At 40.8% G+C, this 21,611-nt stretch carries 19 protein-coding genes, 1 pseudogene and 1 riboswitch; of the genes and pseudogenes, 6 read left to right on the top strand and 14 right to left on the bottom strand.

Features of this window, described 5'->3' with window-relative positions; translation table 11 throughout:
* Window positions 1-28: 28 nt before the first annotated feature.
* A complete protein-coding gene (locus PAARA_RS09315; RefSeq protein ID WP_062568756.1) occupies window positions 29-1,888 on the bottom strand; it encodes a TonB-dependent receptor plug domain-containing protein in 1,860 nt (619 codons plus the stop codon).
* Window positions 1,889-1,922: 34 nt separating this feature from the next.
* Window positions 1,923-2,094, bottom strand: a riboswitch (cobalamin riboswitch).
* Window positions 2,095-2,268: 174 nt separating this feature from the next.
* Window positions 2,269-2,751, bottom strand: coding sequence for a YajQ family cyclic di-GMP-binding protein (locus PAARA_RS09310; protein ID WP_054551104.1), 483 nt, complete (start codon window positions 2,749-2,751; stop codon window positions 2,269-2,271).
* 154 nt (window positions 2,752-2,905) lie between these two features.
* Here PAARA_RS09310 and PAARA_RS09305 point away from each other — a divergent pair, with 154 nt between their 5' ends.
* On the top strand, window positions 2,906-3,256 hold the full coding sequence (locus PAARA_RS09305) for a VanZ family protein (protein WP_062568755.1): 351 nt from the start codon (window positions 2,906-2,908) through the stop codon (window positions 3,254-3,256).
* Window positions 3,249-4,154 (top strand): ketopantoate reductase family protein, encoded by a 906-nt coding sequence (locus PAARA_RS09300; RefSeq protein WP_062568754.1) that lies wholly within the window; start codon window positions 3,249-3,251, stop codon window positions 4,152-4,154. Before PAARA_RS09305 ends, PAARA_RS09300 begins: the two co-directional genes overlap by 8 nt.
* Before the next feature lie 123 nt (window positions 4,155-4,277).
* Here the strand turns inward: PAARA_RS09300 and thiI are convergent, their stop codons facing one another.
* Window positions 4,278-5,735: a tRNA uracil 4-sulfurtransferase ThiI gene (thiI, locus tag PAARA_RS09295; RefSeq protein ID WP_062568753.1), complete on the bottom strand. Its 1,458-nt coding sequence runs from the start codon at window positions 5,733-5,735 to the stop codon at window positions 4,278-4,280.
* A gap of 108 nt (window positions 5,736-5,843) precedes the next feature.
* Window positions 5,844-6,497 carry a TetR/AcrR family transcriptional regulator gene (locus PAARA_RS09290; RefSeq protein ID WP_062568752.1) on the bottom strand — a complete coding sequence of 218 codons (654 nt, stop codon included), beginning with the start codon at window positions 6,495-6,497 and terminating at the stop codon, window positions 5,844-5,846.
* A gap of 227 nt (window positions 6,498-6,724) precedes the next feature.
* On the opposite strand from PAARA_RS09290, the gene coaD reads away from it, so the two are divergent.
* Window positions 6,725-7,207, top strand: coding sequence for a pantetheine-phosphate adenylyltransferase (gene coaD, locus PAARA_RS09285; RefSeq protein ID WP_062568751.1), 483 nt, complete (start codon window positions 6,725-6,727; stop codon window positions 7,205-7,207).
* Window positions 7,204-8,580 carry a capsule assembly Wzi family protein gene (locus PAARA_RS09280; protein WP_062568750.1) on the top strand — a complete coding sequence of 459 codons (1,377 nt, stop codon included), beginning with the start codon at window positions 7,204-7,206 and terminating at the stop codon, window positions 8,578-8,580. Before coaD ends, PAARA_RS09280 begins: the two co-directional genes overlap by 4 nt.
* Window positions 8,581-8,594: 14 nt before the next feature.
* Here the strand turns inward: PAARA_RS09280 and PAARA_RS09275 are convergent, their stop codons facing one another.
* From PAARA_RS09275 to argC, 9 genes and pseudogenes are all read right to left on the bottom strand, one after another.
* A complete protein-coding gene (locus PAARA_RS09275) occupies window positions 8,595-9,134 on the bottom strand; it encodes a hypothetical protein (protein WP_062568749.1) in 540 nt (179 codons plus the stop codon).
* A gap of 11 nt (window positions 9,135-9,145) precedes the next feature.
* Complete coding sequence (locus PAARA_RS09270; RefSeq protein WP_157066185.1) at window positions 9,146-9,577, bottom strand: hypothetical protein; 432 nt, start codon at window positions 9,575-9,577, stop codon at window positions 9,146-9,148.
* Window positions 9,578-9,646: 69 nt separating this feature from the next.
* The gene (locus PAARA_RS09265; RefSeq protein WP_062568747.1) at window positions 9,647-10,174 is read right to left on the bottom strand and encodes a hypothetical protein; all 528 of its coding nucleotides are present in this window, start codon (window positions 10,172-10,174) and stop codon (window positions 9,647-9,649) included.
* A gap of 7 nt (window positions 10,175-10,181) precedes the next feature.
* Window positions 10,182-10,388 (bottom strand): hypothetical protein, encoded by a 207-nt coding sequence (locus tag PAARA_RS09260; protein WP_062568746.1) that lies wholly within the window; start codon window positions 10,386-10,388, stop codon window positions 10,182-10,184.
* Between the two features lie 234 nt (window positions 10,389-10,622).
* Window positions 10,623-12,487 (bottom strand): annotated as a pseudogene (argH, locus tag PAARA_RS09250) (argininosuccinate lyase).
* A gap of 52 nt (window positions 12,488-12,539) precedes the next feature.
* A complete protein-coding gene (locus PAARA_RS09245) occupies window positions 12,540-13,742 on the bottom strand; it encodes an argininosuccinate synthase (RefSeq protein ID WP_062568744.1) in 1,203 nt (400 codons plus the stop codon).
* Window positions 13,743-13,751: 9 nt separating this feature from the next.
* A complete protein-coding gene (locus PAARA_RS09240) occupies window positions 13,752-14,672 on the bottom strand; it encodes an ornithine carbamoyltransferase (RefSeq protein ID WP_062568743.1) in 921 nt (306 codons plus the stop codon).
* 7 nt (window positions 14,673-14,679) lie between these two features.
* Window positions 14,680-15,441 (bottom strand): acetylglutamate kinase, encoded by a 762-nt coding sequence (gene argB, locus PAARA_RS09235; protein WP_062568742.1) that lies wholly within the window; start codon window positions 15,439-15,441, stop codon window positions 14,680-14,682.
* The gene (gene argC, locus PAARA_RS09230; protein WP_062568741.1) at window positions 15,441-16,451 is read right to left on the bottom strand and encodes an N-acetyl-gamma-glutamyl-phosphate reductase; all 1,011 of its coding nucleotides are present in this window, start codon (window positions 16,449-16,451) and stop codon (window positions 15,441-15,443) included. Before argC ends, argB begins: the two co-directional genes overlap by 1 nt.
* A gap of 221 nt (window positions 16,452-16,672) precedes the next feature.
* On the opposite strand from argC, the gene argE reads away from it, so the two are divergent.
* Window positions 16,673-17,827 (top strand): acetylornithine deacetylase, encoded by a 1,155-nt coding sequence (argE, locus tag PAARA_RS09225; RefSeq protein ID WP_062568740.1) that lies wholly within the window; start codon window positions 16,673-16,675, stop codon window positions 17,825-17,827.
* Between the two features lie 36 nt (window positions 17,828-17,863).
* Here argE and panP read toward each other — a convergent pair whose 3' ends face one another.
* Window positions 17,864-19,492, bottom strand: a complete 1,629-nt coding sequence (gene panP / locus PAARA_RS09220; protein ID WP_062568828.1) for a pyridoxal-dependent aspartate 1-decarboxylase PanP — start codon at window positions 19,490-19,492, stop codon at window positions 17,864-17,866.
* Window positions 19,493-19,738: 246 nt separating this feature from the next.
* Between panP and PAARA_RS09215 the strand changes: the two genes are divergently transcribed.
* Complete coding sequence (locus PAARA_RS09215; RefSeq protein ID WP_062568739.1) at window positions 19,739-21,595, top strand: bifunctional diguanylate cyclase/phosphodiesterase; 1,857 nt, start codon at window positions 19,739-19,741, stop codon at window positions 21,593-21,595.
* The last annotated feature ends 16 nt before the right edge of the window (window positions 21,596-21,611 follow it).

The raw sequence follows: 21,611 nt of genomic DNA, 5'->3' as shown, positions 1-21,611 counted from the left end.
TTAGACGCAGAACTAATAATTTTCTTTATTAGAACTGATAACGGGCACCTACAAACAAGCGACGCTCAGCCGTGTTGTAGTAATAAAGCTCGTCGTTGATGAAGTCACCATCTAAGTCAGTGCCATAGGCATCAACGGCGTTGTACTGTTTATCGAACAAATTTTCTACGCGAAGTGATAAGGTTAAATTATCAGTGGCTTGGTAGTGACCTACAAAATTCCACAGAGTATATGAAGGCAAGTGCGTGAGTTTACCATCGCGGTCTCCTCGGTACTGCATATCAATACCCGCATCAAAGTCGCCCCATGCTTTATGTAGTGACCAGTTCACGCTTTGTTTTGATACATAAGTCAGCGCTTCACCTGTTTCAGTATCTTCTGCTGATAGATAAGTAAAGTTAACACTATGATCAAAACCAAATACTTGGTTTTCGAAACTAAACTCTATCCCTTCGTGGCGAGCTTCATTGATATTTGTTGGCTGCCAATTACCTGATGCATTTGGTGCCCACGCAATTTTGTTATCTATTTCATTACGGAAAATAGCAATATCCAGGCTAATGTCATTCACATTTAATGATAAGCCTAACTCTTGGTTATCAGATGTTTCAGGCAATAAATTGGGATTTCCTGGGCTTGGTTCAGGGAAATATAAATCATTAAATGTGGGCGATTTAAAGCCAGTGCTTTGGCTTACACGGAATGTTGCGATGTCGTTTAAGTGATAACCCACAGCAGCAGTATAAGTTGTTTCGTCGCCGAACTGTTGGTCATCATCTTGGCGTAGCGTTAAATTAGCAAGTACTTGTTCATCATCATAATAAGCACCAATAAATGCTGCAAACACTTCGCGGCTATCTTTTAAGTAAGTACCAGAGTTAGTATTTACTTTATCTTTATACCAATTTAAACCACCGCTTAGTGTCAGCGCTTGATTGAAAAAGTATTGACCGTTGTAATCGATTTGCTTACGTTCAGTTTCAAACTTATCGACCACAGCAGCACCTGTATAGTCGATACGTGAATCGTCTGAGCTGTCGCTTGAGATTGCAATATCAATCGCATGGCTGTGTTTTTCAAAGGCCTTTTTCCAACCTAATGAAGCTTGATAATTTTCGAATTCACCTTTTTCTACCCTGCTATCCGCAGGACTAAAAGAACTATCGTACTGCGCTTCACCTTCTGAGTACTGACCTTGTAATAAAAGCTCCCCTAGTTGCTCATTTTGATAGCCTAGGTTAAAGCCAAGGTTTTTATTTTCATAGCCATCTTCATCGGGTGCTACGCCTTGCAATACATCAAAGCCATCTGTTTTTTCATAACCAGCATTAACAGCAATATCAACACCAGCAAACTGACCACCAGTAGCCACTTGGTACTCTTGATAAGAATCAGAACCAAATGTAACATCTAAGGTCGTGTTTTGTGCTTTGCGAGTAATAATATTAATCACACCCGCTAATGCATCAGAACCATACACAGCAGCGCGAGAACCTTTAATAACCTCAACACGTTCAATACTGTTTAAAGGAATATTGCTAATGCCTTTATAGCCAAGCGTTGCAGACCCTGTGCGCACACCATCAATTAAGATAAGTGTATGACGTGTGCCTGAACCACGCAGTGAAACACCTGCGTTTTGACCAAAGCCACCATTGGCATTGATTTGAAAGCCTGCGCGGGTGGCAAGTAAACTTGGTAGGTCTCGCGCATAGCTAGCTTCAATATCAGTGCGGTTAATGACAGTTACGCTGGCCAATACATCATTAATTGATTGTTCGAATTTATTCGCCGTGACTGTAATATGCTCGATTGACTGCTCATCCGCAGACACAGAAAAAGACAACGCAGCAGCAACCGCTACGCCTAAGGTAGATTTATTTAGCATGATATCCCCTCGCCTGTGCCCACCGCACACGCAAATAGTAAGTTACTCCAAGGCCGGTCTCCGGACTTTGCGCATGCAGGGCACACACATTACCGTTGCGGGGGCAGTGTTGGCATTGTTTTCTCCATGAAAACGCACCAGCTTCCCGATTATCTTGCTGCTACTTCAACCTTTGAAGTATAGGTACCTTAGAAGGTACAGCAAGCACCTTGAAAATAGGCCGCTATTGTGATGATTTTAGGGATAAAAGTCAATGGACGGCTATACTGCTAAAGGCTTTTTTATCAACAAAAAAGCCAAACGAATAGACCGCTTGGCTTTTTAGTGAAATTTAATTCATTTTTCATGCACTAGATTATGTATATAGTGCAAACAGCGAATTAATCGCGGAAGTTCTTAAATTGAAATGGCTGACCTAAATCAGCAGTACGCACAACTTGCATCGCTTCTTGTAAATCATCACGCTTTTTACCCGTAACACGTAATTCTTCACCTTGAATGGCTGCTTGCACTTTGATTTTTGAATCTTTGATTAACTTAACGATTTTCTTCGCTACGTCTTTTTCAATACCTTGCTTAAGTGCAACATCACGCATAACGTACTTACCACTGCGCGACTCATCTTTAAGCTCAAGGCTAGATACATCTAAACCACGCTTTGAAATTTTCGCAGCGAGAATATCAAAAAGCTGCATAACTTGTTGTGGTGCTTCAGCTTTTAGCTTGATTACTTTATCACTTAATTCGATTGATGCATCAACACCACGAAAATCAAAACGCGTCTCAAGCTCACGCTTAGCGTTGTCTACTGCATTTTGCGCTTCGTTCATTTCTACTTCAGAAACAATATCAAATGAAGGCATGGGGTTCTCCTAACAAATTTTCAAAATTAATATGGCAAGGATTATAACGTCAATTTTATAAATCTTTACATATTTCTGCACGCCGTTCAGGTGCGATAATAATTATGTTTGATATACTGCGGGTTCATTTTTAAACGACTTTTAGGATTTTTTCGTGACAAGGCGCGTTTACCAAGTTCTTTTTTTAATAAGCATTATCGGCTTCACTTTCTTATTCGCCAAAGAAATTAAAGGCGTGGGTAACCTTTTTCCACATATAGATAAAGTCGCACATTTTGGCATTTTCTTCGTGCTCGCTATGGTAATGGATAAAGCATTTAAACTCCCTCTTGTAGTGCAAATTCTGCTACTTGCAGGCTATGGTGCTGCTATTGAATTTATGCAAGATATGCTGCCTTACCGACAAGCTTCTGTTGGTGATTTTGTTGCTGACTTTATTGGTGCTGTAAGCTACTTTGTTATAAAGCTTGGTTTTCATTTAGGTAATAAGCAACGCAATGGCTAAGACTCTCATTGTTGGTGATGGCGCAATTGGCTTATTATTTAGCTATTTTTTATCCACGCAGCATGACATCACATTACTTACCCGAAAACCAACCCTGACCACCCGCTTCTATCAAACGAGTAATGGTAAATCACACCCTATTAAAGCTCGCCTTATTAATCATCAAGAGCTTGCTGGGTCAGCCCCCTTTGACTTGGTGGTGATCACTGTTAAAGCATTTCAGGTGCAAGCGGCTTTTAAGCAAATAACACCTTACCTTAGTAAAGAGTGCCAGATCGTTATTTCTCATAATGGCATGGGTAATGTCGATGAAATCAATGCCCAGCTGTTACCTACTCAGGGATTAGCGTTTTTAACAACGCGTTTAGCTGGGTTTAAAGTAACACCTTATAGTGTAAACCATACTGGAAATGGTGAAAGCGTGCTGGGCGCATGTAATATCGCTGCAAGTGAAAAGCTTAATGAACTTAAACGCCTATTTAGCAGCCTACCGCACTTTTCTGTAAGCGATGATATTCACTCATTGCGCTGGCAAAAACTGTTAGTGAATATTGCTATTAACCCATTAACAGCCATTCATAACGTTAAAAATGGTCAGTTACGTGCACCGCAATTTAGTACCCGCATCATTAATTTGCTCAGCGAAGCCTGCCTTGTGGCCAATAAACAAGGTATTAAAGTAAAGCTCAACGAGGCACTGGATCAGGCCTATTGTGTGATGACTGCAACCGCTGAAAACTTTTCATCTATGCAGCAAGACATTAGCCATAATAGAGAGTCTGAAATTGATGCTATCTGTGGTTATGTATGTGAGCAAGGTGCTAAGCTGGGTGTAAAAACCCCTCATAATCAAGCAATGCTCTGTTTGATAAAAACCAAATCAGCTGAGTTTTCATAAAAGTAAGCACGCTTCGAGGGAAAAAGTAAACGGCGCGCAGGCGTCAAACGTGTTTTGCGCAAAACAAGCCATTCCACCAGCCATAAAAAAAGCGCGAACGTGTCGCGCTTTTATCAGTATCCCTTATGGGCGATACACTTTTACGTTACTGTAGCCTTCTTCGTGCAGGATCAGCGCTTGCAACTGGCTCATTACCCCTTTCGCACAATATAGGTAATATTCTTTATCTTTTGGTAAGTCACCAAATTTAGTCGCTAAGCGGAAGAAAGGTAAATGCACAACATCAATACCTTCAAGCTCCAGTGGATTGGCATCTTCTTCCTCAGGTGAACGTATATCTACAACAACCGCCCCCTCAGGTAAGTCAGATACAGATTCAGCCTCTTTCACTTCTTCTTTTGCTTCGGTGTCGATATCACGGATATCCATCACACGCGCATTTTCAACGACCGTATTTAGCACGTCGAAATCAAACTTAGCTTCTTCGGCAAGAATCGTTTTGATTTTAGCTTTAACCGTTGGCTTTTTAGAGATCACACCACAGTATTCAGGCATACTTTCTGCCATTTCGGCGGTACCAATTTGACGCGCAATATTAATAATATCTTGCTTGTCGTGTTGGATTAACGGACGAATGATTAAAGTTTCAGTCACACGGTCAATGACACTCAAATTCGCAAGTGTTTGACTTGAAACCTGCCCAATACTTTCACCTGTTACGAGTGCTTGCACACCTAGTTTTTCTGCAACTTGACTACCGGCACGCATCATCATACGTTTTAGAACCACACCCATTTGGCTGTTTTCTACGTTTTCAAGGATTTCAGCAACAACAGGTTCAAAATCAACCGTCACGAACTTAACTTTATGAGTAGAGCTAAATTGCTTCCAGATGTAATAGCTCGCCTGCTTAACACCGATTTCGTGAGCTGCACCACCTAAGTTAAAGAACAAGAAGTGAGTACGCGCCCCCTTACGGATCATTTGATAACTGGCAACACCAGAGTCAAAACCGCCCGACATAAGCGATAATACATCTTCTTGTGTTGGCAGCGGGAAGCCCGCCATACCTAAGTGAGTTTCAGTAACTATATAGGCTTTATCATCACGCACTTCTAAACGTACTGTTACTTCAGGGTGAGATAATTTAACGCGCGCCCCTTCAACATGCTGGTTTAAACCACCACCTACGTAGCGCTCTACATCGCTCGATGTAAAGTCATGCTTACCTGAACGCTTACAACGCACGCAGAATGTTTTGCCTGCAATCGTATGGCCAATTAGCTCAAGTGCTTTTTGGTAAATATCGTCAATTGAGTCGAAGCCTGTTTCTGTTACTTCAATAAACTGTACGATACCAGGAATGCGTTTTAAGCCATCAATGATATCTAAGCGAACTTGCTCAGAGTCTAGGAGGCTTACCACTGAGATATTGTCCCAGTTATTTCTAACCTGCACTTTTTCGTCAACGCGACGTAAAACGATCTTAATGTTATTTTCTAATAACTTGGTGAAACGCTTACGAACAGACTTACTCTTAATAGCGATTTCAGGATGTAATTTGACGATAAATTTAAGCATAGTTCACTCTTAGACAGTGGGATTCACACGGCCCGAGGCATACCAACCTCAAGGGCGCGCGATTATAACAAAAATTATAGCGTCTAGGAAATAAACTGCTTTGTAGGATTATTGTTCGCTTTGCTCAGTGGCAGCAAGTGCTAAGTACTTTGCTCTTAAGTTGTTTACTTGTTCCAAATGTTGCTCTGTACAATGTGCTTTTAATAGCAATAGTACTTTTAAGATACCGTTATAAATATCTTCTCTGGCAAGCTCACCGCTCAAGCGACGGGCTTTAATGTAAGGCGTCCAGAAGCTCACTGTCATTTTAAGCATATGGGCAAGCTCTGTTACATCGGCGTCATCAATAGTAATAATACCACCTGAACGTAATGCAAATAACACCTCTTTTACCTGCTCTAACAGCGCAGCTTGAAACTCAATATAGTCTTTTTTTAATACTTCATCACGGGATAAAATATCACCCAAATTATCGTAAAAAAATTGAAATCGCCACATCAGTTCAAACAAAGAGTCTAAATACCCTGCTAAGTTTTCAAGCGCATTATCTTCTGGTTTTAATGGCTTAAAGTGCGTATGGAGGTGTTCACTGTATAAAGCAAAAATGTGACGAATAATGTCTTCTTTATTTTTAAAGTGATAATACAGATTGCCAGGGCTAATACCCATGTGTGCAGCAATGTGGTTAGTCGTAATAGCACGCTCTCCATGGAGATTAAATAGCTCAATGCTGGTATGTATGATTTTATCCTTTGTGCTCATATGCTGCTTACTCTATTTTTATATTTATTACGATCTGAAGTTCATTTTCAGCCAAGCAGTATAAACAAATGCGTGGCAATAAAATACTACCTTGAAAAATTCTAACTTCAATCGGCTTAGTACCTTATATAAAACCAAAAAATCTAATAGGATGCTCTTACTTCAAAGCTGCATACGAGTGAAAACACTGTTACTATAGCAAGCAAATTTTTAACTAGCTGATAGATATGAACGTTACTGCAATCTACCCAGGTACCTTTGACCCGCTAACGAATGGGCACACAGACCTCATCCATCGAGCAGCTAAAATGTTCGACAAAGTCATTGTGGCTATTGCTCATAATCCAAGTAAACAACCCTGTTTTACACTAGAAGAACGTGTAGAGTTAGCAAATACAATTTTAGCCCACCTTAAAAATGTTAGCGTGATCGGCTTTTCTGGTTTATTAGCTGACCTTGCCCGTGAGCATAAGGCTGAAGTACTCATTCGTGGTATTCGTGCTGTATCTGACTTCGACTATGAGTTTCAGCTAGCAAATATGAACCGACGCCTAAACCCTGATTTAGAAAGTGTGTTTTTAACACCCGCTGAAAAAAACTCGTTTATTTCCTCGACGCTCGTTAAAGAAGTTGCCCGTCATCATGGTGATGTGAGCGAATTTGTTAACCCTATTGTCGCCACCGCATTACAGGAAAAAATACACGGATGAAACTAAAAAAGTTCATTAGCTTAAGTGCTTTACTAATGATCTCTGCACCAAGCTTTGCTGAGCCATGGATAGAAAGTGATGACCCTTTGTTAAGGGCTTCTATAGAGATGCTATTTAATCAAGGAATTATAAAACAACCTATCAATAGTTACCCGCTTATGTGGCAAGGTATTGCAGGTGATCTAGCAGCTATCGACCCTAATAATTTACAGGAACGTAGTTTTTTCGCGTATCAGCACGTTAAGCACGCTCTCAATAACGCCAAACGAAAAAACAGTTCTGGGGTGCGCTTCAATTACAATAGTGAACCCGAGACACAACAGGGCTTTACGACACGCGATCAGCAAAAAAGTGGTATTAACAGCTATGGTTCAATAACCGATAAGCGAGTAAGTGCCAAAGTAAGTGTGAACTATGCTGACGAGTCACTCGACGGAAAATACACAAATTATCATGGTAGTTATCTAGCCGTGTTAATGGGTAACTGGTCAATCAGTGCAGAGCAAGTAAGTCATTGGTGGGGCCCGAGTAACGACAACGCCTTGTTACTATCGAATAACGCAGCTCCGATGAAAGGCCTGCGCTTTTCCCGTGCAAACAGTCAATATGTTGGCCCTAGTTGGTTATCATTTATTGGTAATTGGCAGTTAACTGGTATTTACGCTAAACAAAAACCATTTTTAAATAGCAGTGAAGAAGGCGATTATTGGGCTTTAAGGTTTGCAAGTACACCATTAAAAGGGCTTGAAATTGCAGTAAATACTGCAAGTTCTGATTATCTTACTGATGAATATATCGATTCAGTTACACTCGAAAGCCAAACATCGACCCATCGCCTAACAAGTATCGATGTTAAATACTCAACATCCATAGCACAGCAACCTGTTGCATTTTATGCTGATGTAATGGGGCGTAATGAAAGTGGCCTTGCACCAAGTGATCCTTTTTATACTGTGGGTATTGAAAGCTACTTTGGTTCAAATGACAGTTTACTGAAAACCTATTTTGAATACTCAAATACAGAGCAACAATGCAGCCTTACAGCTGATTGTGTATACGGCTCGGGTAGCTACACACAAAAACAAAGACTTATTGGCAGCTCTGTGCCTAAGCAAAGTAAATCGGCTGTGTTAGGTGCTTATTACCATACTCTAGATGGTTATGGAGGTCATGCAAAACTACGTTGGATTGACAGTGTAGCTGAAGTTGAAGAAACACCTGCAGATATGACGCAATTACAATTAGAACTAGGTTATCAACAATCTTTATTTAGTGGTCTTTGGAAAGTAACCGGACTTGTATCAAGGGACGAAATAGGCAATGACTCTGACACAAATACTGGCTTAAGAACAAGCTGGGAATTTCGTTTTTAGATCGCTATCACGGGTCAAGTAAGCTTTGCTTGACCCCGACCCCATCTATACAACTTTACAAGCCCTAGAAAGTCTTTGTTACATAGCAGCGCAATTATCATCATTATATCCATCGTATTAACTGTCACGGTGTACACATCCCAAAACCACCAATGACCAGTAAAGTGGGCATAGTTGGTGTCGTAGTACATTGCCAGAAACAATAAAATATTCACCGAGAGCCCTGTAAAAATATATAACTTTGCAGGGACCTCATTTAGGTTTTTTTTACGGGTAACAAAGCAAATGAAAGACAACATAATTAAGTCTGACGCAGCCCAAATTAAATATGCAAGTGTCGTATTGAGGATGTTGTAGCCTAAAGTAACGTTAAGGAGTGGATCACTTACCATATAAGATAAAAACATTGCCAATGCTATCCACATCACTGTTTTATCTCCACCCCCTACCGATGAAGACTTTTTTACCATGTTGTACAAAAAGGCCATCAAAAAGCCCCACATGATAAAAGTGGCAAGATACACACCTAAGTATTCTTGGAGATATTCAAGCATACAATAAACCTCTAGCAGGCTTTGGCTTTAATATGACTAACAAGTGCTCCAAGCTTTAAAAAATCTTTGTTCAATAATAAAGCTAAGATCATCATAATATCGATACTATTTACGCCAAGAGAGTATATTGTCCACAGTAGCCATGGAGTTGTATTATCGTATACAAAAATATCAATGTAGATTGAGAGCATGAGAAATGAATTCAGAAGTAAACCCATTAAAATATAAATTGCCGCATAAAAAATAGGATGCTGTTTCAGCTTCAACCAAGCCACAATAATAATAATCGTTACCAAGTCATAGTAAAACCAATTCAAATAATGAAAAGAAGATAACTCTAGAACACCACTCAAAAAGTATGAGAGCATCATAATAAAAGCTAAAATTAAAGGACGACGATCATTCTTATTGATACTCATAGCAAGGTTGAAGAGAAAAGCCATTAAAAAGCCCCACTCTATAAACGTACCAATCAAACTACCTAGGTAGGCATTTATATACATCTGCTATTTTCAAACTAATTTTTTATTTTTAAGAGAGTGACCAATTAACTTTTTCAACTTATTCAGTCCAAGGATGTCTCGGTCGACGATTAATGCCACTATCATGGTGAAGTCTACGACATTAACACCTAGCGAATAGATATCCCACAAGATCCAGTGTGTTGTATTTTTATACACTTGAACATCTAAATAAACAGACAGAAACAGAATAGTATTAATGATTAAACCAAAAACTAAATAGCTAAAGGAAGAAGTTGTACGTTTTATTACAAGGAATGCAAAAATTAAGAAGACTAAAGTGGCTATGTCGTACAATGCCCACTCAAGAAAGGTTACTGCAGTATAAGAGAGCCAACTAAAAAAATAATCTCCAGCGATATAGGAGACCATCATTATAAATGAGCTTAAGAGCAAAGTGGTTTTTCGTTTATTTTCATTTACTGCGTAGACAAAAATATTAAAAAAAAATGCCATTAAAAATCCCCAAGCACTCATAGCTGAAAGGGAGAAAAAACCAAGTTGCTCAGTAAAAAACATTCAGTACCTATTGCTCTTTCTTACTTGGTGGGAACATAGCACCACCACCGCGCTGAAGCTCTGCATCACCCGACAGTGACAGTGCTTGACTAGATAAAGTTACTGTATCAGATTGTAAGGTTTTATTACTAGTAGTTTGTTCTAGTGCAGGCTTTGTTTGTTGCATTTGGCTGTAAGCTTGCATCTGTAATTGACTATTATTTGAAATTTGCATGATTTAAATCCTTTAAGTTTAAATTGTAGTTAACGTGTGACGAATCACAAACGTACTCAGCGCTCTCGTTTTATTGACGCTTTTTGTACATTTTTGCAGCATTTTTGCTACATACCAAACTAAGCAACTAACGATCCAACTTTTCGCTTAAACAGATCTTTTTGATCAACTCAGCAAATTTCAGGCATAAAAAAACGCACAGGGGTAACCGTACGTTTTTACTATCCAGGGAAATTAAGCTACGTTTTTACACGGGATCACCGCATTCTCACGAGGCCTTAAAATAAATTCCATTGCGACTTCATCGCAATTGTCTTTGCGAAGGCAAAGCTCACAATCTTTCATGACTTTTTCCGGTAAGCTATCTTTGCTGCAATAGCTGAAGCCTTGTTTTTTAAAAAAATCAGGCACACGCGTTAATACAATGACACGGCTAAGCGCCAACTTTTTGGCTTTAACTAATAAGTGCTCAACTAATTGTTTGCCTTGGCCTTTGATACTCATCTTTGGATCAATCCCTAAAGATCGGATCTCTGCAAGTCCTGTATCGTAAATATACAATGAGGCGCAGCCAGCAACCTGGTCTGCAACCTCCGTGACTACAAATTCATTAATTGAATGAATCATGTCACTTTTAGCGCGAGGTAGGTTTTCCCCATTCATTGCCCAGTATTGAATTAGCTGAGCAATGCTCTCAACGTCATTTAAATTTGCATCGCGTACTTTTATTTGCCGTTTTTTTTTGCATATTCAATTGCATTAGAGACTTGCTCAACAGAGGTACCACCTAATGCCTGACGTGCTTTTATACATGCGTCTATTTCTAATACAGGATAGACATCTGACTCGAAAATGCTATGTACAGATTTAAATTGTTCTAAACTTAAATCTTCTAAGTTATTCCCTTTAGAAATAGCCATTTGCACTAAGGTACCAACAATGTGGTGCCCTTCTCTAAAGGGGATGCCTTTAGCCACTAAATAGTCAGCAAGCTCAGTCGCATTTGAGTGACCGCCTTTTGCAGCAGCAAGGGTTTTATCTGCATTAACTTTAATACCTTTGATGCACGCTTGCGCCATATGAATACACGCAAGCCACGTTGGCATCGCATCAAATAAGCCTTCTTTGTCCTCTTGCATATCTTTATTATAAGCAAGCGGCAGTGCTTTAAGTGTCATCATCATGGCGCTAAATGCACCAAATACACGGCCCGTTTTACCACGGATTAACTCAAGTGCATCTGGGTTTTTCTTTTGCGGCATTAATGATGAGCCTGATGTTACCCCATCAGACAGCTCTATAAAGCCCGCTTCGCCTGAGTTATAAAAAATCAGGTCTTCGGCCATACGCGATAAATGAATCATTGAAATTGACGCGCAGCTTAATAGCTCAACCACAAAGTCACGGTCAGATACAGCATCTAAACTGTTACGTGTTGCTGCGGTAAAACCTAGCCCTTCGGCAAGAGTTTGCCTATCTATTGGGTACGCCGTACCCGCTAAAGCACCGCTACCGAGTGGACAATAATTCATACGATTTTTGGCATCGGTTAAACGGCTTTCATCACGCTCAAGCATTTCAACATAGGCCATACACCAATGGCTAAATAATACAGGTTGTGCACGCTGTAAGTGTGTATAACCCGGTAGAATAGTGCCTAACTCACGCTCAGCTAAGGCAATAAACTCACCTTTAAGCTCTGCAATGGCTTCAAGAATATGCTCGGCAGTATCACGACACCATAAACGGAAATCTGTCGCTACTTGGTCATTACGACTACGACCCGTATGAAGCTTTTTAGCAAGATCGCCCACTTTATCAATCAGTGCTGACTCAACATAAGAATGAATGTCTTCATGCCCTGCTCCAGCCACTGCTTGTGGGTTTGCTTTAACTTCATCTAACAGCTTATTCAGTGCTGCAACGAGGTCATCATATTCTTGCTGATTTAACACATTAACTTGCTTAAGCGCTCCCGCCCAAGCAACCGAACCAATAATGTCTTGCTCTGCAAGTTGATAATCAAAAGGAAGTGAATCGTTAAATAGCTTAAACGCTTCATCTGGCCCCGTAGAAAAACGTCCGCCCCATAATGCCATTGAACTGCCTCCAAACTCGGCGATTGCCCCGCTTTGCAAGGCAATAATTAAATTACTTTTTCGTTAGTGCTGAGATTCTGCTAGATAGCGAGAATAAACGAATGAAGCCTTCTGCATGTGATTGGTCATATACATCATCTTCGCCGAAGGTTGCGAAATCTTCACTGTATAAGCTATTCGGTGATTTTTTCTGTACCGCAGTGACTTGACCTTTATAAAGCTTAAGCACCACTTCACCGGTTGCGAGTTTAGACAGAGATTCAGCCCCAGCTAGAATCGAATCTTTCAATGGTGTAAACCAACGACCGTCGTAGACAAGGTGTGAAAACTCACCACCCAGTACTTCTTTCCATTTACGGCTTGATTTATCGAGCACGAGTTCATCAACCGCTTGTAATGCGGCCATGATCACTGTGCCCCCTGGTGTTTCATAACAGCCACGCGACTTCATACCGACTAAACGGTTTTCGACGATATCAACACGACCCACACCGTGTGGCGCAGCAATGTCATTTAATTTAACTAAACAGTCATAAGGTTTAAGCGTCTCACCATTTACCGCAACCACTTCACCTTCGACAACATTTAATGTCACATATTCAGGTTCGTTTGGTGCTTGCTCTGGCGAGTTAGTCCAAGTCCATACTTGCTCACTTGGTTGGCACCATGGATCTTCAAGCTCACCACCTTCGTGTGAAATATGCCACGCATTAGCATCACGGCTATAAATTTTTGTAGCAGACGCTGAACACGGAATATTACGCTCAGCCAAGTAATCAAGTAGTGATTCACGGCTTGATAAATCCCACTCACGCCACGGTGCGATTACTTTTAGATCTGGTGCAAGGGCTGCGAAACATGACTCAAAACGCACCTGATCGTTACCTTTACCAGTACAACCATGCGAAAGTGCATCAGCACCTACTTTACGGGCAATCTCTACTTGGGCTTTTGCAATGATTGGGCGCGCCATAGACGTACCGAGTAAATAAGTGCCTTCGTAAATAGAACCCGTTTTTAAGGTTGGGTAAATATAGTCACTGACCATTTCGTCTTTTAAGTCAACTACATAACATTCAGATGCGCCTGAAGCGATTGCTTTTTCTTCTACGCCTTCAAGCTCTTCAGCGCCTTGACCTACATCAGCAACGAATGCGATAACTTCACAGCCGTAGTTTTCTTTTAACCACGGCACGATTGCCGATGTATCTAGACCACCAGAATAGGCTAATACGACTTTTTTGATTGAACTCATTGGTGTTCCTTAAACAAAATTTGGATTTAATAATGTGACAAGCAGTGCGTTTTGCGCGTGCATACGGTTCTCTGCTTGTTGAATAATTTTTGATGCTGGGCCATCCATTACCTCAGAGGTAATTTCAAACTCACGATGAGCCGGCTGGCAATGCAACACAGTTTGCGCACCAGTTTGCTCAAGTAGTGCTTGATTTAACTGGTACGGCATATATTTAGCTTTCACCTGCTCAAGCGGTGTTTTATCGCCCATCGATACCCACGTATCAGCATAGACTGCATTTGCACCCACTGCCGCTTCAATTCTGTCGCTAACCATGACAGACGCTCCATTCATCGCTGCAATTTGCTCTGCTTGCTTAAGAATTTGCGAATCTGGCGAGCTTCCTTTCGGGCACACAGCGACAAAATCAGTCCCTAAAGTAGCAGCTAATAGCATTAGAGAGTGTGTGACGTTGTTACCTTCACCTAAGTATGCAAGCTTTAGTTTACTGACATCACCATGCACTTCTTGTAGCGTTAAAAAGTCAGCGAGTGCTTGGCATGGGTGGTATAAATCGCACAGACTATTTACCACAGGGACTGACGAAAACTCAGCAAGGGTGGTTAATGTTTTATGTGCAAATACGCGAGCAACAATGCCATCAGCCCAAGTTGAAATATTTAAAGCAAAATCTTTTACTGACTCACGCGCACCCATTGCGCCATTTTGTGAATCTAAATAAACAGCATGACCACCCAATTTATTAATACCAATATCAAATGATAAACGGGTACGTAAGCTTGGTTTTTCGAATAAGGTAACCACTGACTTGCCCGCTAAAGCTTGGCTAAAATCGACTGGGTTTGCTTTAATTTTTTGCGCTAAATCGAGTAGTTTAAGCGCGCCTTTTTGGTCTAACTCAAGACCAGATAAAAAGTGAGTAAACATGTAATACCTATGGTGTAATTTTCGTTCCTACGTGCTCGCCTTGTAATAAGGCGACTAAGTTTTCTGGCTTTAGCCAGCTTGAGATATACACACCACGTCGTAAATGTTGGGCAGCAAGAAGGCTGGTCTTAACTTTGACCTCCATCCCGCCCTGAATAACTCCTTCAAGAATTAATGCATCTATTTGCTGCGTATTAAGTTGATGTAGCGGTTGTTTGTTTGCATCAAGCACCGCTTCTACATCAGTCATAAAAATAAGTTCTGCATCAAGCTCTTTTGCAATCGCTGCTGCTGCTTCATCGGCATTAACGTTGTACCAAAGCCCATCTTCGCCAAAGCCAATAGAGCTCACTAAGGGTAAGCGGCCTTGCGCAATTAAACTTGGTAAAACACTGTCGGTGCTATCAGCGCATTGTCCAACTTGCCCAAGTGCTTTTAATTTTTGCTTAACCACAACGCCCGCTTCATAGAGGCTCATCCCCACAGGCTTATGCCCTGAAACAATTGCTTGACTCATTAGCTGTTTATTCGCACAGCCAGCCAGTGCCCCAACAATATAAGGCATTTGTTCTTTTGGACTGATACGTAAACCTTGGTGCTTCGCACTGGCAAACCCTGCGTCTTTAAGCCACGCATCAACTAATGCACCACCACCATGAACAATCACAAAGTTGGCCTGTTGCTGTGCTACAAGGACGTCAAATAAAGCTTTTGCGGCATCAGCTGTATTTAATACTGCACCGCCTATTTTAATTACCCATGTTTTCATCATAACGCTCCTACTAACCCGGTATGATGAGGAAGTCCCATCGCTAAATTAATACATTGCAATGCTTGCCCTGCGGCCCCTTTTAATAAGTTATCAATGGCCGACATAACAATCAGTTGCTCACCTTTTTGTTGCCATGCAATATCAACAAATGGTTGTTTAGCCACGCCTTTGATGCTTGGAATTTTATTGCCGAGTAAACGAATTAACGGCTCATTCGCTAGCACTTGATATGCCGCGCTCACTTGCTCTGCTGTCACACCTGGTTTTAATTGCACATAAATAGTTTCTAAAATTCCGCGAGGAAAATTACCTAAATGTGGGGTAAATAACACAGGGTGACCAAGGTACTGCTCAATCTCAGGTGTGTGTCTGTGGTTAAACAAGCCATAAGGAGCAAGTGACACTTCGCAAAAGTGCGTATTCACACTGGCCTTCCTACCCGCACCGGTTACGCCAGAGACAGCATTAACAATGATGGTTTGCTCAGCTAATAAACCCGCTTCTTTAAGTGGCTTTAAAGAATTAAGTGCCGCTGTTGGGTAACACCCTGCTACAGCAACAAGGTTTGCTTTACTAATCGCATCGCTATTCCATTCAGCCAAACCATAAGCCGCTTGCTCTAAAAGCTCAGGATGTTCATGCGCGAAACCATAATAAGTTAGGTAATCCTCATTCCCAGCTAAACGGAAGCCGCCCGATAAATCAAAAACTTTTTTGCCCATGGCTAAAAATTGTGGCGCAAGATCAACACTCACTTTGTGATCAGTACATAGACACACATAATCAGCAGTGTTATTTATTTCCTGAAAAGCCTCAGCTGTTAGCGGTTGCAGCGGGTACGCTAACAAGCCTAAGTGCTCGGGGTATAAATCGCTTAATAATTTATCTTTATCTAAGCTCCCTTCAGACACATAACACGCTTGTAGAGTCAGTTTTGGATGCTTTGCAACTAAACTTGCTAGCTCTGCGCCGCTATAACCACTTGCGCCAATAATCACTACTTTCATTGCTTACTTTTACCTATTAAATCTATTTATCGATACGCCTAAAATTACTCGCCTAATTGCGAATAAAAACACTGTCTAAAGTAATGAAATCAGGTTATCGTCGTTTTGTGTTCATAGTGCCGTTTTAAAATATATTTATGCTTAAAAAGTGAATTGATATTCATCATAAATACTTTTATATTGTTATGCAATTAGATTGAATAATTATTTTTGGATTTTTTATGTCATTCCCCTCTTTTTTATCTATGTATCAGCAGCTAATTGCTGCCCCCTCAATCAGTTCGATTGAAGACTCTCTGTGCATGAGCAATAAAGAGGTGATCACCTTGCTCGCTACTTGGTGCGAAAGCCTTGGTTTCACATGTGAAATAACAGAGCTCGAAAACGGTAAAGGCCGTTATAACTTATTAGCGAAACGTGGTGAGGGTGATGGCGGTTTAATGCTTGCAGGTCATACCGACACGGTACCTTTTGATGATAGCCGCTGGAACTATAACCCTTTTCAACTCAGTGAGCATGACAACAAACTTTATGGCTTAGGCAGTATTGATATGAAAGGTTTTTTTGCCTTTGTGTTGCAAGCAATCAGTGAACTCGATGAATCCAAACAAACAGAGCCATTACTAATTCTTGCCACCGCTGATGAAGAAACCACAATGGCAGGGGCGCAACAAATTTGTCGTCATCCTAATTTAAAACCAGCACGCTGTATTATAGGTGAACCAACAGATATGACCCCAGTGTTCACTCACAAAGGCCACATGAGCACTGCGATTCGTGTGATTGGTCGCTCAGGCCATAGTTCAGATCCAGAACGTGGTTTAAACGCCATTGAAGTGATGCATAAAATGATTGCAAAATTGTTAATCATTAAAGAAGAATTAAAGAATAAATATTCAATTGAACATTTTCAAATCCCGTACCCAACTTTAAACCTTGGCCATATTCATGGTGGCGATAACGCAAACCGTATTTGCGGCTGCTGTGAAATGCACATTGATATGCGACCTTTACCAGGTTTAAGTGTGCAAGAACTGCAAGCAATTTTGCTAACTGCTGCTGAAGAGATTAATGCACACTACCCTAATGCGGTGAGTGTTATTGACTTACACGAGCCTATTCCAGCATTTAGTGGCAGTACAGATACTGCGCTTGTTAAACTTGCCGAACAAGTATCAGGCCAGCCTGCCGTTGCTGTAAATTACTGCACTGAAGCACCGTTTATTCAACAGCTTGGCTGTGAAACAATTGTCATGGGGCCTGGTTCAATAAATCAAGCCCACCAGCCCGATGAGTTTTTAGCGATGGAAAAAGTCAAACCTTCACAAGAAATCATCAGCAAAATGATTAAAGCAAGTTGCTTTCGTAATGAGTAAAAAGGGAGCTTGATGCTCCCTTTTCTAATTCACTCACTAATCCATATATTTACTTAAGTACTTTTTAAAGACAGGGTCGGTTTTCGCTAGGACTTTTTGCTCTGCTAAAATATCTTTGAGAATTGTTTTAGAGGTTAATGGATTAGCCAATACAACCCTAAACACAACCGTTGGTTGATGGTCATATTTTGCAGGTGTTAAACGTGTACGCGATACAAAAGAGCGTCCTGCTTCACGCTGACGCTTTTGCATACTTGCGGTAAAACGATTCAACGAAGCGTAAATATCTAACTTCGTTTCTTCGTCAGCATCTTTAAGCTTAGCTTGGATTTCTTTTGGTACGTAGCGATAGGTTAATAGGCAAAGCTCAGGCTCTGAGATTAATTCAAAATCTTCATCCTGCTTAATCATGTCGGCGAAAGTACGAGCTTTCACGATACTACGGTCAATCAACATTTCGTAGCCTTTACGGCCAATAACACGTAAGCAAGCATGCACTAACATTGCCATACCTGGGCGACTGCCCTCTAAAGTATGACTGCCTAAATCTTTAGAGCCTTTACGAAGAATATATTCCGCATGATGCTCTATTGCATCTGTGGCAGCAGGGTCTTTAAATAACACAAGACCTGCGCCCATTGGCACATACATTTGTTTGTGTGCATCAATGGTAATTGAATCAGCGCGCTCAATACCGCTTAAAAGGTGGCGGTAATTTGAAGATAGTAAGGTAGCACCGCCCCATGCAGCGTCGACATGAAAATGACAGCCAAGCTCTTCGCTCAAATCAGCCATCTCGTTTAGTGGATCGATACTACCCGTTTCAGTTGTCCCAGCAACCCCCACAAGTGCCATTACCTTAATACCAGACGCTTCAAGCTCATGAGCCTTTTTACGCATCGCATCGACATCAACTTTATTATTTTCGCCAGTTGCGATTGCAATGATGTTATCGCGACCGATACCCAGTAAATCAACGGTTTTACCTAATGAGTAATGGCCTCGCTCAGATACAAGTACAGCTAAGCCTTTGTAACCATAGTGCAGCATTCCAGCGATTAAACCCTGTGCAGCAATACCTTTATAGTCACCATCCGCTTTTAATAAACGGTTGCGAGCAATCCATAAGGCGGTAATGTTGGCAACGGTTCCCCCAGAACAAAATGCGCCTAACGAGGTTTTTGCACTATGCATCCACTTGTTATAAAACGCATCCTCTTCACCATAGGCTAAATGGTGCATCATCCCTAAAACTTGTCGTTCTAGTGGCGTAAATGCTTTTGACGTTTCTATCTTTACTAGGTTTTGGTTTAGACCCACCATCAATTTTGATAGCGGTAACACAAAATGTGGCAAAGCGGATGTCATGTGGCCAATAAAGCTTGGCGCAGCTGTGTGAACTGAGTGTGCAACTAACTGCTCCATAATGTCTTGCGCGTAGTCAGAGACAAAAGTGGGCTCTTCTGGGATATTTGCCGACTGAAAATCTTTTTCTATCTCATGCAATGGCTTTTCAATTGCCGCAATATTCTCATTTAAGAATCCTGCAAGATTGCTTGAAATCTCTGATTCTATTCTACTCAAGGTTGAGTCCGGTGCTTCAGGCACCGTAAAAATACGAATCAAACTTTCTTTAGAGGCGACGGCACAACGCTTTTGATCCATCTTAATACCCATTATAAGCAGCTAAAATGCACCTAATACTGAAACAATAAGGTTTAAATTTAGCGGCACTGTTGCTACGAAATTGGCTAACTTTACTGGAATATCACAAAAATGTCTCGTTTAAAGCTAAAAAGCCACGAATTCGGTGACAAAAAAATGATGTATCAATGAAATTTGCGCTAATTTTCTACTATCAGCCAGTTATTTTTTAAGTATAATCATCACACCACTGATAAAGGAATAATTATGTCCAAAGGAATGCAAAAGACCGGTTGGCTGCTTTATGGATTTGCCACTTTTTTTATCAGCTTATTTGGTTATATCTACTACACCTATGAGACCGCTCGTAGTGAGATAATGGCTGGCATTGATTCCAAGCTTCTCAATGCGGCTGTGAGTGTTAACCATATTTTAGGTAAGGATTACCACAATCAAGTCAACGCTGGCATACCAATCTCTTCGGCTGTTTATAAGCAAAAAATGAGAGCCCTCTCAGAATACGCCAAGCAAATGGACTTAGCGTATGTGTATTCTATGGTACTTCGGGACGATACCGTTTTTTTTAGCGCATCGAGTTATACCCAAAAGGATCAAAACGGCGGCCGTATCACGCAGTTTATGGATCCCTACACCGAAGCAACCAAAATAAATAAAGACGCTTTTTTTTCTACAGAGCCTGTTTTCGAAGTGTCAAAAGATCAATGGGGACACTTTAAAAGCATTTTTGTTACTTTCATCGATGAGAATGGCCATACCTATCTTACTGGTGCCGATATAACAATTACTGACCTCAACCAACAGTTACAACTAAGCGTAACACGCGCGACTATTACAGGGTGCTTCTTCTTTTTTATTGCCTCCTTAATTGCAGGGCTTTACTTTTTACAACTTAAACGCTCTCTTTCTACGGATTCGCGTACAGGCTTTGCTAACCACGTAGCGCTGGAATATTACCTTAAAAAAAGCACCAAGCACCGCATGGAGCTTGCAGTCATTACAATTAATGAAGTTGAGGATATTAGTAGCTTTTATGGCACAGAAGTAAGCGACAAGGTAATGGCCAGTTTATTGAACTATTTTCAGTCTCGCCTACCCAACGATGCGCTGGTATTTCGTCTTGCTACCAATAAAATAGCACTGTTACATACACGCGGTGCAGAGCAAGACTTTGATGACACTATTCACGCCTTTAATCAATCAATCCCTGTACTTAACGAGCCGTTTATTTATGTTAGTTTGCATGCAGGCATTGCCTCTGGTAATAAGCTAATGCTGATTGAAAACGCACATATTGCTCTTCAACAAGCAAAGTTAAACAATCAACGTATTATTCGTTACGAGAATGTCTTTAAACAAGTAGAAGAACAGTTTAGATACAATGTAAAGCTGGCTAAAAAAGTAAAAGAAGCGTTTGATAACAATCGTATCGTTCCCTATTTCCAACCCATTTATGATACGCAAACAAAGCAGGTAACTCATTACGAAAGCTTAGCAAGAATGGCATCAGCACAAGGGCGCATCTATACACCAGATTACTTTCTAACTGTTTTGAAACGCTCTCGAATGGACGGATTACTAACACGTACCATGTTTACTCGCTGTATTGAGCAATTTCGAAAAACCTCAATTAGCTGGAGCATTAATATTACAGCGCAAGATATTCTGGACCCCAGCTTAAGTGAGTTTTTAGAACAGCAGTTAAGACGCTACCCACAACCCAACAATATTATTTTTGAGTTTCATGAAACAGAAGCAATTGCCTACTTTAGTGAAGTAAAAGCATTTATTAGCTTACTTAAAAATAAAGGTGCGCAGGTTATGATTAACGAATTTGGTGCAGGATATTCAAACCTCTCAAATATCTTAAAGCTTGAAGTTGATGGTCTAAAGCTAGACCGTGGCTTAGTTAGCCAAGCACATACCAATGATGACAGCTATATGTTTATTGAACATTTAGTGAAGTACGCCAAACAACTTAACCTTGATGTCGTTGCCGAACAAGTCGAGAGCGAGCAAGTGGCTGAAGCACTTTCCAAAGCAGGTATCACATTAATGCAAGGAAACCACTTCGCGCCACCCACGCCTTATGTGCCTCAGTCATAATGGCAAAGACACAGTG

Origin of the sequence: Pseudoalteromonas arabiensis (assembly GCF_001550155.1) — a bacterium.
Classification (GTDB): domain Bacteria; phylum Pseudomonadota; class Gammaproteobacteria; order Enterobacterales; family Alteromonadaceae; genus Pseudoalteromonas; species Pseudoalteromonas arabiensis.
Note: the sequence above shows the minus strand (reverse complement) of the source record. Positions and strands in the feature narration are given on the sequence as shown.

Bases quoted from the DNA above. Each gene is read 5' to 3' on its own strand.
- PAARA_RS09245 (WP_062568744.1), bottom strand. From the start codon at position 13,742: ATGAGTTCAATCAAAAAAGTCGTATTAGCCTATTCTGGTGGTCTAGAT.
- argB (WP_062568742.1), bottom strand. From the start codon at position 15,441: ATGAAAACATGGGTAATTAAAATAGGCGGTGCAGTATTAAATACAGCT.
- coaD (WP_062568751.1), top strand. From the start codon at position 6,725: ATGAACGTTACTGCAATCTACCCAGGTACCTTTGACCCGCTAACGAAT.
- PAARA_RS09275 (WP_062568749.1), bottom strand. From the start codon at position 9,134: ATGCTTGAATATCTCCAAGAATACTTAGGTGTGTATCTTGCCACTTTT.
- thiI (WP_062568753.1), bottom strand. From the start codon at position 5,735: ATGCTTAAATTTATCGTCAAATTACATCCTGAAATCGCTATTAAGAGT.
- PAARA_RS09290 (WP_062568752.1), bottom strand. From the start codon at position 6,497: ATGAGCACAAAGGATAAAATCATACATACCAGCATTGAGCTATTTAAT.
- PAARA_RS09310 (WP_054551104.1), bottom strand. From the start codon at position 2,751: ATGCCTTCATTTGATATTGTTTCTGAAGTAGAAATGAACGAAGCGCAA.
- panP (WP_062568828.1), bottom strand. From the start codon at position 19,492: ATGGATCAAAAGCGTTGTGCCGTCGCCTCTAAAGAAAGTTTGATTCGT.
- PAARA_RS09280 (WP_062568750.1), top strand. From the start codon at position 7,204: ATGAAACTAAAAAAGTTCATTAGCTTAAGTGCTTTACTAATGATCTCT.
- PAARA_RS09265 (WP_062568747.1), bottom strand. From the start codon at position 10,174: ATGTTTTTTACTGAGCAACTTGGTTTTTTCTCCCTTTCAGCTATGAGT.
- PAARA_RS09300 (WP_062568754.1), top strand. From the start codon at position 3,249: ATGGCTAAGACTCTCATTGTTGGTGATGGCGCAATTGGCTTATTATTT.
- PAARA_RS09215 (WP_062568739.1), top strand. From the start codon at position 19,739: ATGTCCAAAGGAATGCAAAAGACCGGTTGGCTGCTTTATGGATTTGCC.
- PAARA_RS09240 (WP_062568743.1), bottom strand. From the start codon at position 14,672: ATGTTTACTCACTTTTTATCTGGTCTTGAGTTAGACCAAAAAGGCGCG.
- PAARA_RS09315 (WP_062568756.1), bottom strand. From the start codon at position 1,888: ATGCTAAATAAATCTACCTTAGGCGTAGCGGTTGCTGCTGCGTTGTCT.
- argE (WP_062568740.1), top strand. From the start codon at position 16,673: ATGTCATTCCCCTCTTTTTTATCTATGTATCAGCAGCTAATTGCTGCC.
- argC (WP_062568741.1), bottom strand. From the start codon at position 16,451: ATGAAAGTAGTGATTATTGGCGCAAGTGGTTATAGCGGCGCAGAGCTA.
- PAARA_RS09270 (WP_157066185.1), bottom strand. From the start codon at position 9,577: ATGGCTTTTCTCTTCAACCTTGCTATGAGTATCAATAAGAATGATCGT.
- PAARA_RS09260 (WP_062568746.1), bottom strand. From the start codon at position 10,388: ATGCAAATTTCAAATAATAGTCAATTACAGATGCAAGCTTACAGCCAA.